1 protein-coding gene is annotated in these 257 nt (G+C 61.1%); it reads left to right on the top strand.

Going from position 1 to position 257, the window contains the following annotated elements; all coding sequences use genetic code 11:
- A partial coding sequence (locus tag Q4563_RS20925) for a helix-turn-helix domain-containing protein (protein ID WP_303605888.1) occupies positions 1-218 on the top strand: 218 nt, incomplete at its 5' end.
- Positions 219-257: the final 39 nt, after the last annotated feature.

Genomic DNA, 257 nt, shown 5'->3' with positions numbered 1-257 from the left:
CAGGAGCGGTGGCCGGAAATCCGGCGTCCGCCATCGAGTGTACGGTCGCTGAGGTGCCTCTCAGTGAAGCGAGCCTGGATGAGCAGGTCAGGGCGCTGGAGATCCGACTGATCGGGCAGGCGCTGTTGCAATGTAGCGGCAACCGTACCCGGGCCGCCCGGCAATTGGGTATCTCCCGGCAAGGGTTAATCAAGAAAATAGAACGTTATGGGCTATAGGCCTGCGGCTGGTGACGTTGCCATCAGGCTGACTTGACC

This window comes from Gilvimarinus sp. 1_MG-2023 (genome assembly GCF_030548285.1).
This window is presented reverse-complemented; position numbering and strand designations above follow the sequence as displayed.